The 22,456-nt window shown below is 61.3% G+C and carries 18 protein-coding genes; 14 read left to right on the top strand and 4 right to left on the bottom strand.

The window, feature by feature from the left end; genetic code table 11:
• Nucleotides 1-58 precede the first annotated feature (58 nt).
• The 9 genes from aspS (at nucleotide 59) to H7687_RS14875 (ending at nucleotide 10,725) form a co-directional block, all read left to right on the top strand.
• Complete coding sequence (gene aspS / locus H7687_RS14915; RefSeq protein ID WP_183348774.1) at nucleotides 59-1,843, top strand: aspartate--tRNA ligase; 1,785 nt, start codon at nucleotides 59-61, stop codon at nucleotides 1,841-1,843.
• 12 nt (nucleotides 1,844-1,855) lie between these two features.
• Nucleotides 1,856-2,545, top strand: a complete 690-nt coding sequence (locus H7687_RS14910) for a LysM peptidoglycan-binding domain-containing protein (RefSeq protein ID WP_183348772.1) — start codon at nucleotides 1,856-1,858, stop codon at nucleotides 2,543-2,545.
• A gap of 521 nt (nucleotides 2,546-3,066) precedes the next feature.
• The gene (locus H7687_RS14905; RefSeq protein WP_183348770.1) at nucleotides 3,067-5,295 is read left to right on the top strand and encodes an NADP-dependent isocitrate dehydrogenase; all 2,229 of its coding nucleotides are present in this window, start codon (nucleotides 3,067-3,069) and stop codon (nucleotides 5,293-5,295) included.
• Between the two features lie 64 nt (nucleotides 5,296-5,359).
• Nucleotides 5,360-6,313, top strand: coding sequence for a malate dehydrogenase (gene mdh, locus H7687_RS14900; protein ID WP_183348768.1), 954 nt, complete (start codon nucleotides 5,360-5,362; stop codon nucleotides 6,311-6,313).
• A 175-nt stretch (nucleotides 6,314-6,488) separates the two neighbouring features.
• On the top strand, nucleotides 6,489-6,680 hold the full coding sequence (locus tag H7687_RS14895; protein WP_129126504.1) for a 4Fe-4S binding protein: 192 nt from the start codon (nucleotides 6,489-6,491) through the stop codon (nucleotides 6,678-6,680).
• Nucleotides 6,681-6,701: 21 nt separating this feature from the next.
• Nucleotides 6,702-7,835, top strand: coding sequence for a 2-oxoacid:acceptor oxidoreductase subunit alpha (locus H7687_RS14890; RefSeq protein WP_183348766.1), 1,134 nt, complete (start codon nucleotides 6,702-6,704; stop codon nucleotides 7,833-7,835).
• A gap of 1 nt (nucleotide 7,836) precedes the next feature.
• On the top strand, nucleotides 7,837-8,649 hold the full coding sequence (locus H7687_RS14885; protein WP_183348764.1) for a 2-oxoacid:ferredoxin oxidoreductase subunit beta: 813 nt from the start codon (nucleotides 7,837-7,839) through the stop codon (nucleotides 8,647-8,649).
• A gap of 19 nt (nucleotides 8,650-8,668) precedes the next feature.
• Nucleotides 8,669-9,217 carry a 2-oxoacid:acceptor oxidoreductase family protein gene (locus H7687_RS14880; protein WP_183348762.1) on the top strand — a complete coding sequence of 183 codons (549 nt, stop codon included), beginning with the start codon at nucleotides 8,669-8,671 and terminating at the stop codon, nucleotides 9,215-9,217.
• A 284-nt stretch (nucleotides 9,218-9,501) separates the two neighbouring features.
• Nucleotides 9,502-10,725, top strand: coding sequence for an HD-GYP domain-containing protein (locus H7687_RS14875; protein WP_183348760.1), 1,224 nt, complete (start codon nucleotides 9,502-9,504; stop codon nucleotides 10,723-10,725).
• A 232-nt stretch (nucleotides 10,726-10,957) separates the two neighbouring features.
• On the opposite strand, the gene H7687_RS14870 is transcribed toward H7687_RS14875, so the two are convergent.
• Nucleotides 10,958-12,163 carry an HD domain-containing protein gene (locus H7687_RS14870; RefSeq protein WP_183348758.1) on the bottom strand — a complete coding sequence of 402 codons (1,206 nt, stop codon included), beginning with the start codon at nucleotides 12,161-12,163 and terminating at the stop codon, nucleotides 10,958-10,960.
• A 132-nt stretch (nucleotides 12,164-12,295) separates the two neighbouring features.
• Nucleotides 12,296-13,954: a 23S rRNA (uracil(1939)-C(5))-methyltransferase RlmD gene (gene rlmD / locus H7687_RS14865; RefSeq protein ID WP_246404913.1), complete on the bottom strand. Its 1,659-nt coding sequence runs from the start codon at nucleotides 13,952-13,954 to the stop codon at nucleotides 12,296-12,298.
• Between the two features lie 157 nt (nucleotides 13,955-14,111).
• Between rlmD and H7687_RS14860 the strand changes: the two genes are divergently transcribed.
• Complete coding sequence (locus H7687_RS14860) at nucleotides 14,112-14,660, top strand: YbhB/YbcL family Raf kinase inhibitor-like protein (RefSeq protein WP_183348756.1); 549 nt, start codon at nucleotides 14,112-14,114, stop codon at nucleotides 14,658-14,660.
• Between the two features lie 4 nt (nucleotides 14,661-14,664).
• Here the strand turns inward: H7687_RS14860 and H7687_RS14855 are convergent, their stop codons facing one another.
• A complete protein-coding gene (locus H7687_RS14855; RefSeq protein WP_183348754.1) occupies nucleotides 14,665-16,476 on the bottom strand; it encodes an amidohydrolase in 1,812 nt (603 codons plus the stop codon).
• Nucleotides 16,477-16,907: 431 nt separating this feature from the next.
• Nucleotides 16,908-17,561 (bottom strand): hydrolase, encoded by a 654-nt coding sequence (locus tag H7687_RS14850; RefSeq protein WP_183348753.1) that lies wholly within the window; start codon nucleotides 17,559-17,561, stop codon nucleotides 16,908-16,910.
• 159 nt (nucleotides 17,562-17,720) lie between these two features.
• On the opposite strand from H7687_RS14850, the gene ispG reads away from it, so the two are divergent.
• From ispG to rlmB, 4 genes are all read left to right on the top strand, one after another.
• On the top strand, nucleotides 17,721-18,767 hold the full coding sequence (ispG, locus tag H7687_RS14845; protein ID WP_183348752.1) for a flavodoxin-dependent (E)-4-hydroxy-3-methylbut-2-enyl-diphosphate synthase: 1,047 nt from the start codon (nucleotides 17,721-17,723) through the stop codon (nucleotides 18,765-18,767).
• Between the two features lie 159 nt (nucleotides 18,768-18,926).
• Nucleotides 18,927-20,648 carry a proline--tRNA ligase gene (locus H7687_RS14840; protein WP_183348751.1) on the top strand — a complete coding sequence of 574 codons (1,722 nt, stop codon included), beginning with the start codon at nucleotides 18,927-18,929 and terminating at the stop codon, nucleotides 20,646-20,648.
• A 163-nt stretch (nucleotides 20,649-20,811) separates the two neighbouring features.
• A complete protein-coding gene (gene pyrF / locus H7687_RS14835) occupies nucleotides 20,812-21,534 on the top strand; it encodes an orotidine-5'-phosphate decarboxylase (RefSeq protein ID WP_183348750.1) in 723 nt (240 codons plus the stop codon).
• Nucleotides 21,535-21,690: 156 nt separating this feature from the next.
• Complete coding sequence (gene rlmB, locus H7687_RS14830; RefSeq protein WP_183348749.1) at nucleotides 21,691-22,440, top strand: 23S rRNA (guanosine(2251)-2'-O)-methyltransferase RlmB; 750 nt, start codon at nucleotides 21,691-21,693, stop codon at nucleotides 22,438-22,440.
• The last annotated feature ends 16 nt before the right edge of the window (nucleotides 22,441-22,456 follow it).

Here is a 22,456-nt window from a genome sequence, read left to right as displayed (position 1 = left end):
GTTTTTGGTTATAGTTACGCGATTTATTTCCCTGCAGATAAAACCAAGGAGGGTTTACATGATAGATTTTCTGGGCGATTGGAAGAGAACCAGTTATTGCGGCGAGTTGCGGGCCGAGCACATCGGTCAGGACGTGGTCCTGATGGGATGGGTAGCCAAGCGGCGCGACCACGGCGGTCTCATCTTCGTTGACCTGCGCGACAGGGACGGCGTCGCCCAGGTGGTTTTCGACCCGGAAAGAAACGCCGACGCGCATGCCAAGGCCGAGACCGCCAGGAACGAATTCGTCCTCGCCATCAAAGGAACCGTGGCGGCGCGTCCGGAAGGGACCGTGAACCCGAAGATGAAGACCGGCGAGGTCGAGGTGCTGGTAAAAGAGTGCAAGCTCCTGAACCCCTCCAAGGCGCTTCCCTTCACCCTGGACGGCTTCGTCGACGTCAACGAGAACATCCGTCTCAAGTACCGCTACCTGGACCTGCGTACCGGGCAGCTGCAGCAGAACCTGATCCTGCGCTCCAAGGTCGCCCAGCTCACCCGCTCCTACCTGACCGACAACGGCTTCCTCGAGCTGGAGACCCCGTTCCTGACCAAATCCACCCCCGAAGGTGCCCGCGACTTCCTGGTCCCGTCGCGCATCAACAAGGGTGAGTTCTACGCCCTGCCGCAGTCCCCGCAGCTGTTCAAGCAGATCCTCATGGTCTCCGGTTTCGACCGCTACTTCCAGATCGTGCGCTGCTTCCGCGACGAGGACCTGCGCGCCGACCGTCAGCCCGAGTTCACCCAGATCGACTGCGAGATGTCCTTCATCGACCGCGAAGACATCATCACCGTGATGGAAGGGCTCATGGCCCGCATCTTCACCGAGGCGCGCGGCGTCAAGGTCGAGCTCCCCATCGAGCGGATGACCTACCAGGAGGCGATCCGCCGCTTCGGCGTGGACAACCCGGACCTGCGCTTCGGCCTCGAGCTGGTCGAACTCTCCGACATCGTGAAGAACTCCGGCTTCAAGGTCTTCGCCGACGTGGTCAACGGCGGCGGCATCGTCAAGGGTATCAACGTCAAGGGCGCCGGCGCCATGAGCCGCAAGGAGATCGACGACCTTACCGAGTTCGCCAAGATCTACGGCGCCAAGGGCCTCGCCTACGTGAAGATGACCGCGGAAGGGTGGCAGTCGCCCATCGCCAAGTTCTTCACCCCGGAAGAGATCGCCACCATGGACAAGGCGTTCGACGCGAAGGAAGGCGACCTGCTCCTGTTCGTGGCCGACAAGCCGAAAGTGGTCAACGACTCCCTCGGCAAGCTCAGGAACCACCTGGCCGCCAAGATGGGGCTCACCGACCCGAACGTGTTCCGCTTCGTCTGGATCACCGACTTCCCGCTGCTCGAGTGGGACGAGGAGGAGAAGCGTTGGGCCGCCGTGCACCACCCCTTCACCGCCCCCATGGACGAGGACCTGCAGTACGTGGAGAGCGACCCCGGCCGCTGCCGCGCCAAGGCCTACGACCTGGTGCTCAACGGCAACGAGATCGGCGGCGGCTCCATCAGGATCCACCAGGAAGAGGTGCAGTCCCTGATGTTCAAGATGCTCGGCCTTTCCGAGGAGAGCGCGCGCGGCAAGTTCGGCTTCCTGCTCGACGCCCTCGAGTACGGCACCCCGCCGCACGGCGGCATCGCCTTCGGCCTGGACCGCCTGATGATGCTGATCACCGGCTCCGACTCCATCCGCGATGTCATCGCCTTCCCGAAAACCCAGAAAGGGGCCTGCCTGATGTCCGAGGCGCCCTCGGGCGTCGACACGCTGCAGCTGCGCGACCTGGGCATCCGTCTCGCCGCGAAGCAGTAGGGCGTCCTCTCTTTGAGGCTTTTTGCCCGTTTCATAATCCTGCTGCTTTTACTCTCAGCGGCGGCCTGCGCAACGCAGCCGCCGCGTTTTCGCGATGAGGCCGCGGCCAAGCTGGACCAGCTGAAGCTCGAAGGCGGGGAGCGGCTGCGCCCGGCCGAGTACGCGAGCGTGCTGCAGGCGTTTCTCAAGGGGGACGCCTACCTGATGGAGAGCGAGCAGGAGGAAGCGGACCGCTACTTCCAGATGACCATCCTGAAGGGGGACCTCCTCGCGCAGGAGGTGGCCGAGGAGAAGGCGCGCCGGCTGGCCGAGGCGGCCCGACTGGCCGAGGAGCAGCGACGCGCCGAGCTGGAGCGCCTGGCCCGCCTGGAAGAAGAACGCCTGGTCAAGGCGCAGGCTGCCGAGAAGGCGCGGCGGGAAGCCGCCGAGGCGGAGCGGCGCAAGGTCCGGCCGGTGGCGAAGGAGCCGGTTCAGGTGGCCTCCTGGACCGTGCGCCGTGGCGAATCGCTGCCGCTGATCGCCTCACGCCCCGAGGTTTACGGCGACCGCAACCTCTGGCCCCTGATCTACCGGGCCAACCGGGACCAGATCCGGGATCCCAAGCACATCTGGCCGGGGCAGGTGCTGCGCGTTCCCAGGAACGCCGGGCGCGACGACTTCGCCGAGGCCCGCCGCTACGCACAGGATCACCCGCTGCACTGACGTCGGTTATTTCGTTAGACGATATTTTTGAACGGTATTTTGTCCAAACCTTGTCGGCATCACCTATCGCTGGCGAGGAGGCGGTGGGATGCTGCGCCGGTGTGGTTGGCGTCGGCCCTGTCGCACCGGGCGCGGCCCCAGTCATTTTTGCCAATGCTTCCACGCCACTGCGCGTTTTACCTCGATTTTTTCATGCCCTGGGCCAGTCCACTACCCGCGGCGCCCCCGTTCCGCACCCCTTCTTACTTCATTTGAATCCTCACGAAATTCACCCAGATTTTCCCTTGACAGTGAAAAACGTTTTGTATACTGTATACAAAATTTGAAATCCCAGCTTATCCTGCTAACATCCCATAATCCTTTATATATTTCGAGAGTCGCCGCGAAGGCCCCTCCTCGGGGACGGACGGAAGGTTGTTGACGGGCTCCCGCAGGCTAATAAAACACCATGTCGGGCGATGGCAGCGCTGCCATTCCCAGCATTTTGTATTTGAGCTTCGTATAAAACCCAAGGAGAGATCATGACAACACAGACTAAGATCGTTTGGACCAAGATCGACGAGGCCCCCGCACTGGCAACCTACTCCCTGCTCCCCATCGTCAACGCCTTCACCAAGGCAGCCGGCGTCGAGGTCGAGACCAGGGACATCTCCCTGGCAGGCAGGATCATCGCGAACTTCCCGGAGAACCTGACCCCGGAGCAGAGGATCGCCGACGAGCTGGCCTACCTGGGTGAGCTGACCCAGAAGCTGGAAGCCAACATCATCAAGCTCCCCAACGTCTCCGCCTCCATTCCGCAGCTCAAAGCCGCCATCGCCGAGCTGCAGAGCCAGGGGTACAACATCCCCAACTACCCGGAAGAGCCCAAGACCGAAGAAGAGAAGGCGCTGCACGCCCGCTTCGCCAAGGTGCTCGGTTCCGCCGTCAACCCGGTACTGCGTGAAGGCAACTCCGACCGCCGCGTCGCCAAGGCCGTGAAAGAGTACGCCAAGAAGCACCCGCACAAGATGGGCGCCTGGTCCTCTGATTCCAAGAGCCACGTTTCCCACATGAACGCCGGTGACTTCTACCACTCCGAGAAGTCGGTGACCCTGAAAGAGGCCACCACCGCCAAGATCGAGTTCGTTGACAACCTGGGCAACGTGACCGTGCTCAAGGAGAAGCTCCCGCTGCAGGCCGGCGAGATTCTGGACGGCTCCTTCATGAACGTCCGCGCCCTCAGGAAGTTCATCCAGGAGCAGATCGACGACGCCAAAGCAAAAGGGATCCTCTTCTCCGTGCACCTGAAGGCGACCATGATGAAGATCTCCGACCCGGTCATCTTCGGTCACTTCGTCTCCGTCTACTTCAAGGATGTCTTCGAGAAGCACGAGGCCACCTTCAAAGAGATCGGCGTCAACGCCGACCTGGGCCTGGGCGACCTGTACAAGAAACTCGAGAAGCTGCCGGCAGGCAAGAAGGCCGAGATCGAGGCCGACATCCAGGCCACCTACGCCAAGCAGCCGCCGCTGGCCATGGTAGATTCCGACAAAGGGATCACCAACCTGCACGCCTCCAACGACATCATCATCGACGCCTCCATGCCGGTCGTGATCCGCGACTCCGGTAAGATGTGGGGCCCGGACGGCAAGCTCGCCGACACCAAGTGCGTCATCCCGGATACCTGCTACTCCGCGTGGTACCAGGAGTGCATCGACTTCTGCAAGCAGAACGGCCAGTTCGACCCGACCACCATGGGTGCGACCTCCAACGTCGGTCTCATGGCACAGAAGGCAGAGGAGTACGGCTCCCACGACAAGACCTTCGTCGCACCGCTCAACGGCACCATGCGCGTCGTCAACGCCGCCGGCGAAGTGCTGATCCAGCACCAGGTCGAGCAGGGCGACATCTGGCGCGGCTGCCAGGCCAAGGATCTCCCGATCCGTGACTGGGTCAAGCTTGCCGTCAGCCGTGCCCGCGCCACCGGCGCTCCGGCCGTATTCTGGCTCGACAAGAACCGCGGCCACGACGCCCAGATGATCGAGAAGGTGAACACCTACCTGAAGGATCACGACACCACCGGTCTCGAGATCCACATCATGTCCCCGGTAGAGGCCATGAAATTCACCCTCCCCAGGGCCAAGGCCGGCAAAGACACCATCACCGTCACCGGTAACGCCCTGAGGGATTACCTCACCGACCTGTTCCCGATCCTCGAGCTCGGCACCTCCGCGAAGATGCTCTCCATCGTTCCGCTTCTGGCGGGCGGCGGCCTCTTCGAAACCGGTGCGGGCGGCTCCGCTCCGAAGCACGTACAGCAGTTCCAGCAGGAAGGCTACCTGCGCTGGGATTCCCTGGGCGAGTTCCTGGCCCTGGCCGTCTCCCTCGAGCACCTGGCAGCCACCTTCAAGAACGACAAGGCTGCTCTCCTCGCCGAGACCCTCGACGCCGCCAACACCAAGTTCCTGGATCAGAACAAGAACCCGGCGCGTAAGGTAGGCCAGATCGACAACCGCGGCAGCCACTTCTACCTGGCCATGTACTGGGCCGAGGCCATTGCCGCCCAGACCAAGGACGCGGACCTCGCCGCCAAATTCGCCAAGGTTGCCAAGGCACTGCAGGACAATGAAGAGAAGATCAACGCAGAGCTCATCGGCGCCCAGGGCAAGCCGGTCGACATGGGCGGCTACTACCACCCGGACGATGCCAAGACCGAAGCTGCTATGCGTCCGAGCGCAACCCTGAACGCGATTATTGACTCTATCGCTTAAGAGGCGTAAACAGTAAATTCCGTTGTACCGTACACATCACATTTAATTAACGGAGGAAGAAAACATGGCACGTAAGAAAATCGCACTTATCGGTGGTGGTCAGATTGGCGGCGTCCTTGCTCAGCTCTGCGCTCTGCGCGAACTGGGTGACGTGGTGATGTTCGACATCGTGGAAGGCCTGCCGCAGGGCAAGATGCTGGACATCGCCGAGGTGGGCTCGGTTGACGGCTTCGACTGCTGCCTCAAGGGGACCAACAGCTACGAAGACATCGCCGGCGCCGACGTGGTCATCGTCACCGCAGGTCTGCCCCGTAAACCGGGCATGAGCCGCGACGACCTGATCGAGGTCAACTCCAAGATCATGACCTCCGTCGCGGAAGGGATCAAGGCTCACGCACCGAACTCCTTCGTCATCGTCATCTCCAACCCGCTCGACGCGATGGTGACCCTGTGCCAGAAGATCACCGGCTTCCCCTACAACCGCGTCATCGGCCAGGCCGGCGTCCTCGACTCCGCACGCTTCAAGACCTTCATCGCCTGGGAACTGGGCGTTTCCGTGAAGGACGTGAACGCGATGACCCTGGGCGGCCACGGCGACGACATGGTGCCGCTGGTGCGCTACGCCTCCGTGAACGGCATCCCGGTCATGGAACTGCTCGAGAAGAAGTACAAGGACAAGGCTAAGGCGAAGGAAATCATGGACGCCATGGTCAAGAGGACCCGCGGTGCAGGCGGCGAAGTTGTCGCTCTCCTGAAGACCGGTTCCGCCTTCTACTCCCCGGCTTCCTCCGCCATCTGCATGGCTGAGTCCATCCTGAAGGACCAGAAGCGCGTCCTCCCGACCTGCGCGTTCCTCAACGGCGAGTTCGGCGTGAAAGGCTTCTACGTCGGCGTTCCCTGCGTCCTGGGCGCCAACGGCGTCGAGGCGATCCTCGAGTTCGAACTCGATGCCGAAGAGCAGGCCATGATGGACAAGTCGGTTGCCGCCGTTAAGGAACTCGTTGGTTCCATGAAGTAACAGGCAGCTTGCGTGGTACTACCAGGGGGTAGGGAGGTTTCCCCTCTCTACCCCCTTTTTACAAAAACAGACAGTTTGGGCCAAAATCCGAGCACTTGCATTTTGTAAACACTATGTGTTATAACCCCACAATTTGCACAGCCTGCGAGGGCAATTTGTCAAAGGAGCTACGTTGATGGAGAAAACACCGGCGAACATCGAGATCATCGAGAAGTACTGCAAGGGGTGCCACATCTGTGTGGAATTCTGCCCCACCAAGGTCTTGGAAATGAAGGGCTTTGTGGCAAGCGTCAAGAACCTTGAGGCCTGCATCAAGTGCATGCAGTGCGAGCTGAGATGCCCTGATTTTGCAATCAAAGTATCGTAAACAATCTTAGGAGGTATGAAAGTGGCTAAAAAAGTTGCATTCCTTCAGGGGAACGAAGCTGCCGCACAGGGGGCACTCTACGCCGGGTGCACGTTCTTCGGCGGTTATCCGATTACACCCTCTACCGAGGTGGCAGAGGTTATGTCTGTCGAGCTTCCGAAGATCGGCGGTAAATTCATTCAGATGGAAGATGAGATCGGTGCCATGGCTTCCGTCATCGGCGCTTCGCTTACCGGCGCCAAAGTACTGACCGCGACCTCCGGCCCGGGCCTTTCCCTCAAGCAGGAGCTGATCGGCTACGCCTGCATCGCCGAGACCCCGTGCGTCATCGTCAACGTCATGAGGGGCGGCCCCTCCACCGGTATGCCGACCGGCCCTTCCCAGTCCGACGTCATGTGCGCCAAGTGGGGCACCCACGGTGACCACCCGGCCATCTGCCTCACCCCGGCCTCCGTGCAGGAGCTCTTCGAAGAGACCGTGCGCGCCTTCAACCTGGCCGAGAAATACCGCACCCCGGTCATGGTCATGCCGGACGAGATCGTGGCCCACATGCGCGAGCGCATCGTGTTCCCGGAGCCGGGCGAGCTGGAAGTCATCAACAGGACCGCTCCGACCGTCGCACCGGCCGAGTACAAGCCGTACGACACCAGCTTCGGCGACGTGCCGCCGCTGGCGGCTTTCGGTAGCGGCTACCGCTTCCACGTGACCGGTCTCAACAAGGGCCAGGACGGCTTCCCGACCACCAAGGCTGCCTGGGTGCAGGCCGAGGAAGAGCGCCAGGTGCGCAAGGTCGACGCCAACGTCGACGACATCGTCCAGTTCGAAGAGTACGAACTTGCCGACGCAGAAGTAGCCATCGTGGCCTTCGGCTCCACCTCCCGTTCCGCCCGTTTCGCAGTGAACGAGGCCAGGAAGCAGGGGATCAAGGCCGGCCTGTTCAGGATCAAGACCTTCTGGCCGTTCCCGGATAAGCAGATCGCCGCTCTCGCCGGCAAGGTGAAGGCGTTCATCACTCCGGAGATGAACCTCGGCATGTGCACCGGTGAAGTGAAGCGCTGCGCAGAAGGCAAGGCAGCGGTCCACGGCATCTTCCGCGTTGACGGCGAGCCGATCAACCCGGGGCAGATCCTCGAAAAGATCAAGGAGGTTAAGTAACATGGCTTTTGATTACGATAAGTACATCCGTCCCGGCAAGCTGCCGCACATCTGGTGCCCGGGCTGCGGTCACGGCATTGTCATGAAAGGCCTGATCCGCGCGATCGACACCCTTGGTCTTCAGAAGGACAACACCGCCATCGTTTCCGGCATCGGCTGCGCTTCGCGTCTCCCCGGCTACATGGACTTCTGCACCCTGCACACCGCGCATGGCCGCGCCGCCGCTTTCGCAACCGGCGTCAAGATGGCCAAGCCGGAGATGAACGTCATCCTGGTGGGCGGCGACGGCGACGGTACCGCGATCGGCGGCAACCACTTCATCCACGCCTGCCGTCGTAACATCGACATGACCTACATCATCATGAACAACAACATCTACGGCATGACCGGCGGCCAGTTCTCCCCCTGCACCCCGACCGGCGCCAAGGCGTCCACCACCGTGTACGGCAACCCCGACCCGGCATTCGACGTCGCCAAGCTGGCTATCGGCGCCGGCGCCACCTTCGTGGCACGTGGCACCGCTTACCACGCAACCCAGATCGACAAGCTGATCGCGGAAGCCATCCAGCACAAAGGCTTCTCCGTCGTCGAGATCCTGGACGACTGCCCGACCACCTACGGTCGCCGCAACAAGTTCAAGTCGGTCATCGAGATGATGAACCGCCTGAAGGACATCGCCGTTCCGGTCAAGGCCGCCGAGAAGATGACTGCCGAACAGCTCGAAGGCAAGATCCTCACCGGTGTTCTGTACAAGGAAGAGCGTCCGAACTACACCGACGAATACGCGAAGGTCATTGAGCGCGCCAAGAAATAACAAAGGAGGAGAACCTCAGATGTCTCAGAGATATGAAATCAGATTTTCCGGGGCTGGTGGGCAGGGTCTCATCCTCGCCGGCGTCATCATGGCAGAAGCCGCTTCCATCTACGACGGCAAGCAGGCAGTTCAGTCCCAGAGCTACGGCCCCGAGGCAAGGGGTGGCGCATCCAAGTCGGAGGTCATCGTTTCCGACACCATGATCGACTACCCGAAGGCGACCGTGGTTGACGCGCTGCTCGCGCTGACCCAGGAAGCAGCCGACAAGTACTCCCATGACCTGAAGGAAGGGGGCGTGCTGCTGATCGACTCCGACCTGGTGAAGAACGTCCCCAAAGGGAACTTCAACACCGTTGCCTTCCCGATCATCAACACCGCCAAGAACGAAGTCGGCCGTGAGATCGTGGCCAACATCGTGGCGCTGGGCGCCATGGTGGCACTGACCGGCGTGGTCACCAAGGAAGGCGCCGAGAAGGCGGTTCTGGCCCGTGTGCCGGAGGCCTTCATGGAGCTGAACAAGAAGGCGTTCCAGATGGGCTACGAGAAAGCCATCGCAGCACGCGCCTAATTGTCCTGACACCAGTAACAAAGGAAAGGCCCGGCTCAACAGCCGGGCCTTTTTTTATTCAGAAGCTAAACCTTTAAAGGCTGTTTCTTAACGCAAAGGCGCAAAGCCGCAAAGTGGCACGTCAAAAGCAGATAGAACAGGGCCTTAGTCAACAGTCTTGATTTTATGCTGTTGCAGTTTTTGCGCCTTTGCGTCTTTGCGTTAAATTACAAAGCCGTTGAAGTTTCTTTGGCATCAGTTATAAAGAAGAGGCCACTCTTAACTCGGCCATAAAGGAAGAGAGCATGCCCCAGGAACTGTGTCACATGGCGCTCAGACAGACCCTGGATCTCATAGGGTTGACCGACGAGACCCTCAAGGATCTGACCCGCCGCAAGTTCAGCAGCGACGAACTGTACCGCGAGGTGCTTGGGAAGCTCTTGGGCGGCAACGGTCGCCGCGGGCCGAGCGGCATCCTCATCGCCAACGAAGGGCCCGGTGCGGTCTGCTGCAACGGTCGCGTTTTTCACTTAAGGCACGGCGAACTCCTGGAACGCTCCGACCAGATCACCATCGAACCCGGCTCCACCTACGCCAGCAACCTGCTCATGGTCGAGGGGGGCAGCGAAGCGGTGGCACTGAACTGGACCGATAGTTGCGCCACCGTGGAGGAATTCCAAACCTTCTTCCACCCGCAGGTGGTAGCGGCCATGGGAGAGCCGATCCTCAATTTCGTGAGCTGCCGCATCAGCGGCGACGTCCGCGGCGTCATCGAAGCATTCAACTATGCCGGGCACGTGACCGAGTACGACGCCGACGTCCTCAGAAGTGCCGCGGTCATGATAGGTTCACTGGTCACCGTTTCCAACGGCATGCGCGAGACCGAGCACGCTTTCCACTACGCCATCCAGGCCCTGGCCCGGGCATGTGAAGCCGCGGAGCCCGATACCGGGCATCACATCCTGCGTGTCAACCGTTACGCGGGGGCGCTTGCCGCCAACATGGGATACAACACCGAGTTCGTGGAAGATATGTCGATGTCCGCGCAGATGCACGACGTGGGCAAGATTCGCATTCCGACCGAGATCCTGCTCAAGGAGGGGAGGCTGACCCCAAGGGAAATGAAGCTGGTGCGCCAGCATCCCGCCTACGGCTCAGAGATCATAGGCGACTCTCCCAGACTGAGGATTGCGAGGGAGATTGCGATCTCCCATCACGAGAACTGGGACGGCACCGGTTATCCCAAGCGGCTCAAGGGAGAGCGGATCCCGCTCTCGGGCCGCATCGTGAAGGTCGCCGACGTCTACGACGCCCTCCGTTCCCGGCGCAGTTACAAGGGAGCCATGACCCACCAGGAAACCCTGGACGTGTTCAGAAACGGAGACGACCGGATCAACCCCGCCGCCCACTTCGATCCCGCCGTGTTGGCAGCCTTCTTCCGGATCGAGCACATGTTCGAGATGATCTACGACAGTTCCGTTCCCAAACTCGGCTTGGACCGCGCCGTCAACGCTGCAAAATTGAAATAGGGATTAGCTTCGGTTGCCGCCGAGGAGGTGGCGGTTCTTTTCAACCTTTTGCCTGGTGAGGTGAGGAAGGTGATGAACGGAAGCCCCCTCCCTGTCCCTCCCCCTCCGGGGGCGGGAACGCGCTAGGCTTGGAGGCTAGTTGAAAATGGGGGGAATCGCGGAAAGGCAGCAGCCTACGTCCCCTCGCCCGGAGGGAGAGGGACAGGGAGAGGGACGGTTACTGGAATGGATTTTAGTCTTGGACGCCTTTTTTTAACTGCTCCACCCTATGCTGCATGATAATCTGCTGCAACTTTTCCGGCGGCACCTCTTTATTGTCCAGCAGCGCCGGATCAATTCCCAGCTGCGCCGCGTTCATCCTCGCCACCTCCAGCGCCACCTCCCACCCCGGCATGGAGGCGTGAAAGTCCGCCGCCACCTGCAACGGCAGGAAATCCTGAATTCCCCCCTTGATGGCATCAAGCGCCAGCCTGATCTTGGTCGAATCCCGAAGTTCCTCCCAGCGGTTGGCGTTGTTGTGCAGCCTGTTGATCGCCTGCAGCGCGCGTTGCAGCGCGACCGGCAGACGGAGCCTCTTGCAGAAGGCCGGCACCTGCTGGGCGCCCAGGGCGTCGTGCCCGTGGTGCTTGGGATGAAGCTCCGGCGGCGTGTACAGCTTGCCAAGGTCATGGAAGAGGGCGCAGAAGCGGGCGGTAGGATCCGGCGTCAGTTGTGCCATCCGCTCCAGCACCTGCAGCGAGTGGGTGAGCAGGTCCCCCTCGGGGTGGTGCTGGGGCGGCCCAGCCGTTATCTCCGCCATGCGGAAGATCTCGGGAAGGAAGTTGGTGCCGATCCCGAACTGTACCATGCGGCGGAAGAAGCGGGACGGGTCCTCCTTGGGGATCGCCTTCAGCATCTCCTGGGAAAACCGCTCCACCGGTATCCGCTGCAACTCCGCCGACCAATCCCGGCCTTGCAGGATCGCTTCCGCCTCAGCATCCAGGCGCCACCCCTCGCACTCGAAACGAAAGCCACGCAGGATGCGCAAGGGGTCGTCGGTCAGGCTGGTGGGACTGCAGCAGCGCAGGGTGCGTCGCTGGAGGTCGGCTTGACCGCCGAGAGGATCGGAGAGGCGGCCCTCCAATGACATGGCCATGGCGTTAACGGTGAAGTCGCGTCGGGAGAGGTCGTCGGGGAGGGCGTCGAGCGTGGGGAGCCAGGTGATCTCGACCTTGCCGAAGGGGTCTTTGAAGCGGAAGTAGATGTTGGGGGTGCTTTTGGACTCGACCAGCCGAAAGCCCAGCGCGGAGAGCTCAGAGACGGGAACGGCCGCGGCCAGGTCCACGTCCTGGCACTCGACCCCTAAGAGCACGTCCCGCACCATGCCGCCTACCATGAAAATGGAGGAGTGGAGGTGCTTGGGGAAAAAGTCTTTCAACGCCGCGATCAGCCGATCCATAGAATCCTCGTCTCACGCCAAGCCGCGAAACCGCGAAGAAAGCAAAAGAAACAGGGATGAAGGGGATTAAGGGGATATACGTCCGGAGGTTGTATCCCCTGCATCCCCTTCATCCCTGTTCATTTTATGGGTTTAGACCTTTTCCAGCAGTGCCACGTCCTCGACGTGCACCGTCTGCGGGAACATGTCCACCGGCTGCACTTCCAGCGTCTTGTAACCCAGCTGCGCCAGGATATCCAGGTCGCGCGCCAGCGTCTCGGGTGAGCAGGAGACGTAGATGATACGCTGCGGCTTGATGGCCGCCACGCTCTTCAGCACCTTCTCGTCGCAACCCTTCCGGGGCGGATTGAGTACGATCAGGTCGGCGCCACCTTCCTCGCCGATCTCGTCGATGAGGTGGACGGCGTCGCCGGCCTCGAAGCTGCAGTTTTCGGCGCGGTTCATGGCCGCGTTGGCGGTGGCGTCGGCGACGGCCGCATCTACCACTTCGATACCCACCACTTCGCGGGCTTTGTCGGCCAGGAACAGCGAGATCCCGCCGATGCCGCAGTAAAGGTCGATCACCCGCTCCTTGCCGGTCAGACGCGCAAACTCGCGCACCTTCTCGTAGATGATGCGGGCCGCGCCGCTGTTCACCTGGAAGAAGGAATGCGGCGACAGGTTGAAACTCTTGTCCCCGATGTAGGCCTTCAAGGTCTGCGCCTTGGTGATGGAGCGGTCCTTGTGGCCGAAGATCACGTTGCCGGTCGAGGTGTTGATATTTTGCGCCACCACGGCGACTTCGGGCACCGCCTGCTGGATGAACTTGGCCAGATGGTGCATCTCGTTGTAACCCTGGTCGGTGGTAACGAACACCACCATCACCTGGTTGCTCGGCTCGGCCACCCGCACCACGAGGTAACGCAACAGTCCCATCTCGCTCTTCGGGTTGTAGATCTGTACCTTCCCCTTCTTGATGCCCGCCTTGGCGGCCTTGACCACCTTGTTGATCAGCGGGTGGTGCAGGGCGCAGTCCGCGATCTCCAAGACATCGTGGCTGTTGCGCCGATAGATGCCGATCACCGGGTCGCCGTGCTTGCCCGCGACCACCAGCTTGGCGGTATTGCGGTAGCCAAGCTCGTTGGGCGAGGCCATGGTGTCGTGGATGACCGCGTCGGCAAGCGAGGGGTATTTCCGGATCTGCCTGGTGACCAGCCCCTTCTTCCAGGAGAGCTGGGCCGGGTAGCGCATCTGCATCAGGCCGCAGCCGTCGCAGGCCCTGCCCATAGTGCAGGCGGGAGAGGGGACGCGGTCGGGCGACCTTTTCAGGATCTTTATGATGTTGGCGAAGGATTCCCTGCGCCCGACATAGGTGATCTTGACCACCAGGGTTTCGCCGGCCAGTCCCCCGGCGACGAGGATCCTGGTCCCCTCGTGGTAGGCGACCCCATAGGCTTCGTCATTGTTGGTCTGTATCTGGACTTCCAGCACCTGCCCGCTATGCAGCGCGGGGTGGCGCTCTTCGGCGGCGCGGGCCGGGCGTGCATTCCCACCCTTCGCCTGCCTCTCGGATCCTTTTGCGTCGGTCCTCTTTATACCCCTGGCGGGTGCGTGCTCGCGCTGGTCGCGCTGATCGCGCTGATCGCGCGGCTTGTGCGCAGCCGGGCGTGCGCTCTTCCCGCTGATGGGGTCGGCTGTGGCAGGGCGCTCAGGCCTGGCAGCGGGCTTTTTCGCCGCGGGTACTTTGGATGTTTCTTTGCGAAAGGGTTTGGAACTGTCAGAGAATTGCTTTGGTTTTCTGGTATTTTTCATGCCTTCATACTTAAAGGGAAAACAAGGCCATGTCAACCGCCGAATTGTGGGGGGACCTTGCAGAGTAGCGTTCAATAGTTACACTCAGCGGTGTTGCCGAAGAGTCACTGGGCTAAGAGTGGGAAGGACAAAGCTTTCACAGACCGGGAGGTATGCCATGATCGGTTTCAGGCAGAGGTTATTGTGTGCCATCGTGCTGGCTCTATCGTGTGCCGTAACGTTGCAGGCGACGGAGGCAAGGGGGGCTAAGGAGGCCAGGGCGCAGTTGAAGCTGACCAGTAGTGCCTTCAGTAACTCCGGCAGCATTCCCGCCACCTTCACCTGCGATGGATCCGACGCCAGTCCGCCGCTCGCCATCGCGGGAGTACCCAAGGAAGCTCGATCGCTCGCCCTGATCATGGACGATCCCGATGCCCCAGGGGGGACCTGGACGCATTGGGTGCTCTGGAACATCGATCCGACCACCACGCAGATTGGCCAGGGAACGGTCCCGCGCGGGGCGCAGCAGGGAGAGAACAGTTGGCGGCGCAAAAGCTACGGCGGGCCGTGCCCGCCGTCCGGGCAGCACCGGTATTATTTCCGTCTCTACGCACTCTCAGAGCGCCTCAACCTTCCCTCCAACAGCACCCGGAAGGAACTCGACCGCGCCATGCGCGGCAAGATCCTGGCGCAGACCGAGCTCCTCGGCGTTTACGCGCACCGCTGAGGACCTACCACGCGAAACAATCGCACCCTAAGTCCCAGAAACGCCGCTGGCTTGGTAGCCAGATGCGCGTGTGGCGGTGTGCCGGTTCGGCCTGCTTGTGCGCCGCAAGGGGAGCCGACGCGTCGCCGCGGTGGTAGCCGCCGAATCTTCCCACCGGCGACCAGTCCGGGCTCACCGGCAGCGGCGGTACCAGGTTGCCGAACTCCTCGCCGCCGTACACTACCTTTCCGCCGACCACCGTCAGCACCGATTCGATCCCCTTGATCTCCTTCTCAGGAACCTCGAAGTAGTCAGCCGAGAGCACCGCCAGGTCCGCCAAGGCCCCGGGGGTGAGGTTCCCTTTCTTTTCTTCCTCGCCGGAAAACCAGCTGCTCCCCTCGGTGTACAGCCTGAGCGCCTCCATACGGCTCAGGTGGTTCGCCTCCGGGTAGAGCAGCGTTCCGCCGATGGTGCGTCCACTGACCAGCCAATACAGCGACAGCCATGGATTGTAGCTCGCCACCCGTGTCGCGTCGGTACCGGCGCCCACCGGGATGTCCATGGCCATCATGCTGCGCACCGGCGGGGTATGTGAGGTTTCCCGCTCGCCGTACCGGTCGAGGAAATATTCACCCTGGAAGGCCATCCGGTTCTGGATGGCGATGCCGCCCCCCAGTTCCTTGACCCGCTCCAGGTTCTCCGCCGTGATGGTCTCGGCGTGATCGAAGAACCAGCGCAGCCCGTTGAACGGGATGTCCCGGTTCACCGCCTCGAACACGTCCAGGAAACGCGTGATCGATTCGTTGTAGGTCGCGTGCAGACGGAAAGGCCATCGTTTCTCAGCCAGCAACCGCACCACCGCCGTAAGCTCCTCCTCCATCATTACGGGGAGGTCCGGGCGCGGCTCCAGGAAATCCTCGAAATCGGCGGCCGAGAACACCAGCATCTCTCCGGCGCCGTTCATGCGCAGGAAATCGTCCCCCTGTCCCGGCTGTGTCATGGTGACCCACTGTGAGAAGTCAGCCAGCTCCCCTTTCGGGTGCTGCGTGAACAGGTTGTAGGCGATTCGCAGCGGCAACTCTCCCATTTTGGCCAACTCCTGGATAACGCGGTAGTCGTCCGGGTAATTCTGGAAACCGCCGCCGGCATCGATGGCGCTGGTGAGACCGAGCCGGTTCAGCTCCCTGAGGAAGTGGCGCGTCGAGTTCACCTGGTCCTCGAAGTCGAGCTTGGGCCCCTTGGCGAGGCTTGCGTAGAGCAGCATCGCGTTCGGCTTCGCGATCAACAGTCCCGTAGGGTTGCCGTTTCTGTCCCGCTCGATCATCCCACCCGGCGGATCGGGCGTGTCCTTGCCGTATCCGAGCGCATGCAGCGCAGCGCGGTTCACCAGGGCGCGGTCGTACAGGTGCAGGATGAAGACGGGCGTATCTGGCGCCGCCAGGTTCAGCTCATCGAGAGTGGGCATGCGTCGCTCTGCAAACTGGAATTCGGTCCAGCCGCCGATGACCCGCACCCATTGCGGCGGCGGGGTCCGCTTCGCCTGTTCCATGAGCATCTCCAGCGCCAGCGCGAGCGAGGGCACGCCGTCCCAGCGCAGTTCCATGTTGAAGTTCAGTCCTCCACGGATCACGTGTATGTGCGAGTCGTTCAGCCCCGGGATCACCCGACGCCCCTTCGCGTCAATCAACTGCGTGTGGTCATCCGCTGTCGCGGTCAACTCTTCGCCGCCGAGAGCCTCCACCCTGCCGTCGCTTATCGCGATGGCCGAAGCCTCCGGGCTTTGGGCGTCCAGCGTGCTGATCTTGCCGTTATGTATGATGAGGTCCGGTCCTTTCATACCTTGCCTCCCAAAAGAGAAGCAGGCAGAGAGCTGAGCCCCTGCCTGCCGGAAGTACAGCCCTTTTATAAATTCAGCCAGCGTCGCCCCTGTCCATACCCCCTCTCCCTTTGGGAGAGGGCTGGGGTGAGGGCGTTGCGACTGTCCATACCCCCCTCTCCCTCTGGGAGAGGGTTGGGGTGAGGGCGTTGCGATTGTCCATACCCCCTCTCCCTCTGGGAGAGGGTTGGGGTGAGGGCGTCGCCCCTGTCCATACCCCCTCTCTCTCTGGGAGAGGGGTGGGGTGAGGGCGTTGCCACTGTCCATGCTCCCTCTCCCTCTGGGAGAGGGTTGGGGTGAGGGCGTTGTCACGCAGCGACAGACGAGGAGTATCTCCCTCACCCGGCCTGCGACCACCCTCTCCCGGAGGGCGAGGGTAGAGTCTGCCGCCGCTATTTCCTCAACAAACTGCGGCTGGCCGGCGCGCCGTGCACCATGGTGTAGGCGTATTCGACCCCCTGTCCGTAGGCACCGCAATGTTCCTTCACCACGCCGATCACCTCGTCATAGGTCTCCTTGCGGGCCCAGGTTCTCTGGTACTCCAGCAGTACCTGCAGCGAGGTCATCGGCACCGCTCCGGCCTGCTCGATGCGCCGCATGGCCGCGTTGTGCGCGGCCACACTGGTGCCGCCGGAGGCGTCCTCCACCGCGTACACCTCGAATCCAGCCTTCATGGCCTCAAGTGCGGGGAAGGCCAGGCAAACCTCGGTCCAGAGCGCGGCCATGATCAGCTTGGTGCGCCCGGTGGCCTGCACCGCTTCCACGAACTTCGGGTCATCCCAGGAGTTCATGGAGCTGCGTTCGATGATGTCGTTGTCCGGGAAAATGTCCAAAAGCTGGGGCCACATGTTGCCCGAGAAGCTCTTGGTTTCGACGGTGGTGAGGATGGTGGGGACGTGGAAGATCCTGGCGGCTTTCGCCAACAGGATCACGTTGTTGAAAAGTGTTTGCCGGTCGATACTGGCAACGCCGAAAGTCATCTGAGGCTGGAAGTCGATAAAGATGACCGTGCTGTTGGTTGGGTTCAGCAGATCCAATTTACTCATGACAGCTACCTCCTGTGTCTTTTACCTCCAATAGGCCCAGTATAGTCCTCTCGCTAATTAGTGGCGCAGGAATTTGGTAATCGCCCCTGCCGCCCGCAGTGACGGTAGGGGGGTGATCCTCCTTGCTTTTCCCCATAGATTTAGCTACTATGTCCCGCTATGAAAAAGCTCACCCGGCAGATAAAGATAGGCAACGTGCCGATCGGTGGCGGCGCTCCCTGCTCCGTACAGTCCATGTGTTCCACCGACACGAGAAACGTCGCTGCGACCCTCGACCAGATTGGCCGCCTTGCCGAAGCCGGCTGCGAGATCGTGCGCTGCGCCGTCCCCGACATGGACGCCGCCCAGGCCCTGGCCGCCATCAAAGCGGGCAGCCCCATGCCGCTCATCGCCGATATCCACTTCGACTACAAACTGGCCCTGAAAGCGTTGGAATCCGGCGTCGATGGTCTGCGCCTGAACCCGGGCAACATCGGCGAGCGTTGGAAGGTCGCCGAGGTGGTCAAGGCTGCCGCCGAGCGTCAGATCCCGATCCGGATCGGTGTCAACGGCGGATCGTTGGAGAAGGAGCTCCTGGTCAAGTACGGGCATCCCACACCCGAGGCCATGGTCGAATCCGCCCTGGGGCACGTGAGGATACTGGAAGAGCTCAACTACCAGGAGATCAAGATTTCCATCAAGGTTTCCGACGTGTTGCGCACCCTGGAGGCGTACCGGCTCCTCTCCGACGCCGTCGATTACCCGCTGCATATCGGCGTCACCGAGGCCGGCACCATCTTCTCCGGCACCATCAAGTCCTCCGTGGGCCTCGGCATCCTGCTGCACCAGGGGATCGGCGACACCATGCGCGTTTCCCTCACCGGCGATCCGGTGCACGAGGTGCGGGTCGCCTACGACATCCTCAAGTCGCTGGGGATCAGGCAGCGCGGCATCAACTTTGTCTCCTGCCCGACCTGCGGCAGGTGCCAGATCGATCTCATACCCGTCGCCGAGGAAGTCGAGCGTCGCCTGGCGCACCTGGACAAGAACATCACGGTGGCCGTCATGGGATGTTCCGTGAACGGGCCCGGCGAGGCGCGCGAAGCCGATTTCGGTATCGCCGGCGGCAGGGGAGAAGGGCTCCTTTTCAAGCACGGCGAGATCCTGCGCAAAGTCCCCCAGGACAAGCTTGCAGATGCGCTGATAGAAGAAGTTTTAAAACCTTAAAACCTGAAACCATTCACAAGGAGGAAATCTGAGGACGTCTGAGAAAGGCTAGAGACTTAAAAAAAGTTTTTCTCCGTTTTTGTAGTCTCAGATTTCCTCAGATTTTCTCCCTGTTACCGGTTTGCTTTTTGCTTTTAAATTCACTCAGAGGTCGAACGAATGCGTTATTCCCAGTATTTCATCCCCACCGTCAAGGAAACCCCCTCTGACGCGGAGGTCATCTCCCACAAGCTCATGCTGCGCGCCGGCATGATCCGCAAACTCGCCGCCGGCATCTACAACTACCTGCCGCTGGGGCTGCGCTCCATCCGCAAGGTGGAGCAGATCGTCCGCGAGGAGATGAACAGGGCAGGGGCCATCGAGCTCCTCATGCCCGCCGTGCAGCCGGCCGAACTCTGGAAGGAGTCGGGGCGCTGGGAATTCTACGGCAAGGAACTGCTGCGCTTCAAGGACAGGAAGGACGCCGAGTTCTGCATGGGACCGACCCACGAAGAAGTCATCACCGACCTGATCCGCAAGGAGATCCGCAGCTACCGCCAGATGCCGATTAACCTGTACCAGATCCAGGGCAAATTCCGCGACGAGATCCGCCCGCGCTTCGGACTTATGCGCGGCCGCGAGTTCATCATGAAGGACGCGTACTCCTTCGACGTGAACGAGTCGGGTGCCGACGTCTCCTACGAGAAGATGTACAAGGCCTACCGCCGCATTTTCGAGCGCTGCGGCCTGAAGTTCCGTGCCGTCGAGGCCGACACCGGCTCCATCGGTGGCAACTACTCCCACGAGTTCATGGTGCTCGCCGACTCCGGCGAGGACGCCATCGTCTCCTGCTCCTGCTGCGAGTACGCGGCCAACATGGAAAAGGCCGAGACCAGGAAGAGCGACGCCGTGGAGCACGCCGACCCGCGCCCGATGGAGCACGTCGCCACCCCGGGCCAGAAGAGCATCGAAGACGTCTCCGCCTTCCTCGGCGTTAACGCGACCCAGGTGGTGAAGACCCTGATCGTGGTCGCCGATGGCGAGCCGGTCGTGGCGCTGCTGCGCGGCGACTACGACCTGAACGAGATCAAGCTGAAGAACCACCTCGGTGCCGCCGAGCTGGAGATGGCAGAAGACGACGTCGTCCTCAAGGTGACCGGCGCACCCACCGGCTACGCAGGCCCGGTCGGCCTGGCCGGCAAGGTGAAGGTCGTTGCCGACCTCTCGCTGCAGGGGATGCACAACTTCGTCACCGGCGCCAACGCCGCCGACACCCATCTCAAGAACGTCAACATCGGCCGCGACTTCCAGGTGGAAGGGTACGTCGATATCAGGAACGTCGTTATCGGCGACCCCTGCCCGCGCTGCGACAGCGGCAAGCTGGAGATCTGGCGCGGCATCGAAGTCGGCCACGTCTTCAAGCTGGGGACCAAGTACTCCAAGGCGCTCAACGCGAGCTTCCTCGACGCCAACGGCAAAGAGCAGATCATCTTCATGGGGTGCTACGGCATCGGCATCGGGCGTACCGTCGCCGCCTGCATCGAGCAGAATCACGACGAGAACGGCATCATCTTCCCGATCCCCATCGCGCCGTTCCACTGCATCGTCTCCGCGCTTTCCGCGAAAGACGACGAAGTGAAGGCCGCCTCCGAGCAGATCTACAACGAGCTGATGGAAGCAGGCGTCGAAGTGCTGCTCGACGACCGTGACGAGCGTCCCGGCTTCAAGTTCAAGGACGCCGACCTGATCGGCATCCCGCTGCGGATCGTCGTTGGCGCCAAGACCCTGGCCGAAGGGAAGGTTGAGCTTAAAGAGAGAAGGGGCGGCGAAGTAGAGATACTGCCCATCGCCGAAGCCGTAGCCAAGGTGAAGGCAGCCGTCAAAGAGGCATTGCAGGCATAAAACCGAAGACCATTGGCCACGGAGAAAATCTGAGAAAATCTGAGAGAGGCGAAAGTCCAAAGCGTTTTGGGGTAACCCCTTAAAGCCTTTCCGGTGTCAGGTTTTCTCCGAAGTTCTCAGATTTTCTCCGTGGCCAATGGTTTTGATTTCAAGGATTTTGACTATGACTAGAGAAGAAGCAATCAAGAAGATCATTTTTGCCATGGACGTGAAGGAATTCAGCGACGTGCAGTACTGGGCCGAGCTCCTTTCCCAGCACGTCGGTATGTTCAAGGTCGGCAAACAACTCTACACCGCCTGCGGCCCCGCCGCGGTTCGCATGATCCAGAAGTGTGGCGGCGAAGTGTTCCTCGATCTGAAATACCACGACATCCCCAACACCGTCGCCATGGCAGCCCTCGAAGCCGCCAACCTCGGCGTTCAGCTGTGCGACCTGCACGCCATGGGCGGCTACGAGATGATGAACACAACCATGGAGAAGCTGGACAAGAACTTCAGCGGTTGCACCCCGCGTCCCAAGGTCCTTGCCATCACCGTGCTCACCTCCTCCAACGAAGAGACCCTGCGCGGCATCGGCATCGATCTGCCGGTCCCCGAGATGGTGGTGAAGCTCGCCAAGCTTGCCAAGAGCGCCGGCGTTGACGGTGTGGTCGCCTCCCCGCAGGAAGTAGGGCTGATCAGGGAAGCCTGCGGCAAGGACTTCCTGGTGGTCACCCCCGGCGTCCGTCCCAGCTTCGCCTCCGCCGACGACCAAAAGCGCATCATGACCCCGGCCGAAGCCGTCAAAGCCGGCTCCGACTACCTAGTCATCGGTCGTCCCATCGCCGCCGCCCAGAGCCCGGCCGAAGCCGCCCAGAAGATCGTCGACGAAATCGTCGCAGGGTAAAGCTGGAAAACCGTCGCACGCGGATCGAGTCGGAAAAGGCACGGATAAAGGCAGATCGAGCAAGGCTTTTGTTTTAACCAAGAGCTTGTTTAATCCGTTTTTATCCGTGATTTCCGTTAAATCCGTGTGCGACGGTTTTGACCTTCAAAGGAATCTATGAGCGCAAAAGAAGAAATCATCTACGGACTGAACCCGGTCACCGAAGCCCTGCGTGGCAGCCGTCGCATCTTCGAGTTGTTCGTCGCCGGCACCAGCGCGGACAAACGCCTGGAAAAGCTCTTGAAGCTGGCCGCCGAGAAGAAAGTCCCGGTGCGCCAGCGCGAGAAGGGCGACCTGAGCCGCCTCTGCGGCACTGAGCACCACCAGGGTGTCGCCCTGAAAGTCGAGCCGTTTCCCTATGCAGATCTCGATGACGTGCTTGAAGGGCTGGAAGGCAACCAGAATGGACTCATCCTCGTTCTGGACAGCGTGCAGGACCCGCATAACCTCGGTGCCCTGATCCGCAGCGCAGCCTGTGCCGGTGCCCACGCCGTGGTCATCCCTAAGGATCGCGCCGCAGGCGTCACCGCCGTAGTTGAGAAGTCCTCCGCCGGTGCCACCGAAACCGTGCCCGTGGTACAGGTCACTAACATCTCTCAGGCGCTGGAAACGCTGAAGAAGGGCGGTTTCTGGATCTACGGAGCCGACGGCTCCGCCAAGAGCACTCTTTACCAGCAGGATTTCACCGGACGAGTCGCATTGGTCATCGGTGGGGAAGGGGAGGGGATCCGTCCCCTGGTGAGAAAGGGCTGTGACGAAGTCGTCAGCATCCCGTTGCAGGGCGGCGTCAACTCCCTGAACGCCTCCGTCGCCGGAGGGATTTTCCTCTTCGAGGTCGTGCGGCAGAGGCTGACAGGAAAGAAGTAATGTAGAGGCGAATAAT

Source organism: Geomonas paludis, assembly GCF_014193585.1.
Taxonomy (GTDB): Bacteria; Desulfobacterota; Desulfuromonadia; order Geobacterales; family Geobacteraceae; genus Geomonas; species Geomonas paludis.
Note: the sequence above shows the minus strand (reverse complement) of the source record. Positions and strands in the feature narration are given on the sequence as shown.

Bases quoted from the DNA above. Each gene is read 5' to 3' on its own strand.
- rlmB (WP_183348749.1), top strand. From the start codon at position 21,691: ATGAGCGCAAAAGAAGAAATCATCTACGGACTGAACCCGGTCACCGAA.
- H7687_RS14850 (WP_183348753.1), bottom strand. From the start codon at position 17,561: ATGAGTAAATTGGATCTGCTGAACCCAACCAACAGCACGGTCATCTTT.
- mdh (WP_183348768.1), top strand. From the start codon at position 5,360: ATGGCACGTAAGAAAATCGCACTTATCGGTGGTGGTCAGATTGGCGGC.
- pyrF (WP_183348750.1), top strand. From the start codon at position 20,812: ATGACTAGAGAAGAAGCAATCAAGAAGATCATTTTTGCCATGGACGTG.
- H7687_RS14855 (WP_183348754.1), bottom strand. From the start codon at position 16,476: ATGAAAGGACCGGACCTCATCATACATAACGGCAAGATCAGCACGCTG.
- aspS (WP_183348774.1), top strand. From the start codon at position 59: ATGATAGATTTTCTGGGCGATTGGAAGAGAACCAGTTATTGCGGCGAG.
- H7687_RS14870 (WP_183348758.1), bottom strand. From the start codon at position 12,163: ATGGATCGGCTGATCGCGGCGTTGAAAGACTTTTTCCCCAAGCACCTC.
- rlmD (WP_246404913.1), bottom strand. From the start codon at position 13,954: ATGAAAAATACCAGAAAACCAAAGCAATTCTCTGACAGTTCCAAACCC.
- H7687_RS14895 (WP_129126504.1), top strand. From the start codon at position 6,489: ATGGAGAAAACACCGGCGAACATCGAGATCATCGAGAAGTACTGCAAG.
- ispG (WP_183348752.1), top strand. From the start codon at position 17,721: ATGAAAAAGCTCACCCGGCAGATAAAGATAGGCAACGTGCCGATCGGT.
- H7687_RS14885 (WP_183348764.1), top strand. From the start codon at position 7,837: ATGGCTTTTGATTACGATAAGTACATCCGTCCCGGCAAGCTGCCGCAC.
- H7687_RS14840 (WP_183348751.1), top strand. From the start codon at position 18,927: ATGCGTTATTCCCAGTATTTCATCCCCACCGTCAAGGAAACCCCCTCT.
- H7687_RS14880 (WP_183348762.1), top strand. From the start codon at position 8,669: ATGTCTCAGAGATATGAAATCAGATTTTCCGGGGCTGGTGGGCAGGGT.
- H7687_RS14860 (WP_183348756.1), top strand. From the start codon at position 14,112: ATGATCGGTTTCAGGCAGAGGTTATTGTGTGCCATCGTGCTGGCTCTA.
- H7687_RS14875 (WP_183348760.1), top strand. From the start codon at position 9,502: ATGCCCCAGGAACTGTGTCACATGGCGCTCAGACAGACCCTGGATCTC.
- H7687_RS14905 (WP_183348770.1), top strand. From the start codon at position 3,067: ATGACAACACAGACTAAGATCGTTTGGACCAAGATCGACGAGGCCCCC.